This window comes from Vibrio sp. Vb0667, assembly GCF_033391095.1.
The window spans coordinates 1-1,359 of the sequence record NZ_JAWPOL010000191.1; the positions used below are offsets into that span (position 1 = coordinate 1).

Annotated in this window: 1 protein-coding gene; it reads right to left on the minus strand. The window is 49.3% G+C overall.

Features of this window, described 5'->3' with window-relative positions; translation table 11 throughout:
• A partial coding sequence (gene leuA, locus R8269_RS26745) for a 2-isopropylmalate synthase (protein WP_318222818.1) occupies nt 1-1,359 on the minus strand: 1,359 nt, incomplete at both ends.

Sequence of the window (1,359 nt, forward strand, 5' to 3'; positions counted from 1 at the left end):
TTGACCTAGACCATCCTCACCTTCACCTTTTGCGGTTAGATCGAATTTATCTAGTACGATCTCGTAACCTGTCACGCGGTAGATACATTGGTATAGCGCATCAACAGGCCCATTACCGACCGCCGCTTCACACATTTCCGCATCACCACATTGCATCTTGATGCTGGTGGTTGCCATCACGCTGCCCGATTGCACGCTTAGGTAATTCAACTTGTAGAAATCATCTTCTTCACGCAAGTTGGAGAAGTGCATTAGTGCTTCCAAATCGTAATCAAACACTTGGCCTTTACGGTCGGCCAGTTTCAAGAAATCGGCGTACAGTGCGTCTAGGTTGTACTCATCTTCTTTATAACCCATGGAATCCATGTGGCTCTTCACCGCCGCTCGGCCGCTACGACTGGTTAGGTTAAGTGCTTGGTTCTTAAGACCAATCGACTCAGGCGTCATGATCTCGTAAGTGTTCTTGTTCTTTAACATGCCGTCTTGGTGGATACCTGAAGAATGGCTGAATGCATTGGCACCCACGATCGCTTTGTTGCTTTGGATCGGCATGTTGCACAGTTGACTCACCAACTTGCTAGTACGATGGATTTCTTCGTGCTTGATCCCCGTGCTTACACCCAGAAGCTCTTGACGCGTCTTGATGATCATCGCGATCTCTTCTAGTGAGCAGTTACCCGCACGCTCGCCGATACCATTGATGGTGCCTTCAATTTGGCGAGCACCGGCTTGTACTGCTGCAATTGAGTTTGCGACCGACATGCCCAAGTCATCATGACAGTGCACAGAAATGATGGCCTTGTCGATGTTCGGCACGCGGTTGAAAAGCGTTTGGATGATGCCACCGAACTCGCTTGGCACTGTGTAGCCAACGGTATCGGGAATGTTGATGGTGCTTGCTCCAGCATCAATTGCGGCTTCAACCATGCGACATAGATTGTCGATTGGCGTACGGCCTGCGTCTTCACAAGAAAATTCGACATCATCGGTGTAGTTACGCGCGTGTTTAACGGCGTTGACCGCCATTTCAAGTACGTCATCGTAACTGCGGCGTAGCTTGTCTTGAACGTGAATCGTGGAAGTGGCTAGAAAAGTGTGGATACGGAATTGGTCAGCAACTTTTAGCGCTTCAGCTGCGGCATCGATGTCTTTCGCAACGGCACGCGAAAGGGCACAAACTCGGCTATTTTTGATGTGTTTTGCAATAGTTTGTACGGACTCGAAATCGCCAGGGGAAGAGATAGGAAAACCAGCTTCGATAACATCAACGCCCAGCCTTTCAAGCGCATAGGCAATCTGCAGTTTTTCTTTAACCGTCAAGCTTGCTGACAACGCTTGCTCGCCATCACGCAATGTGGT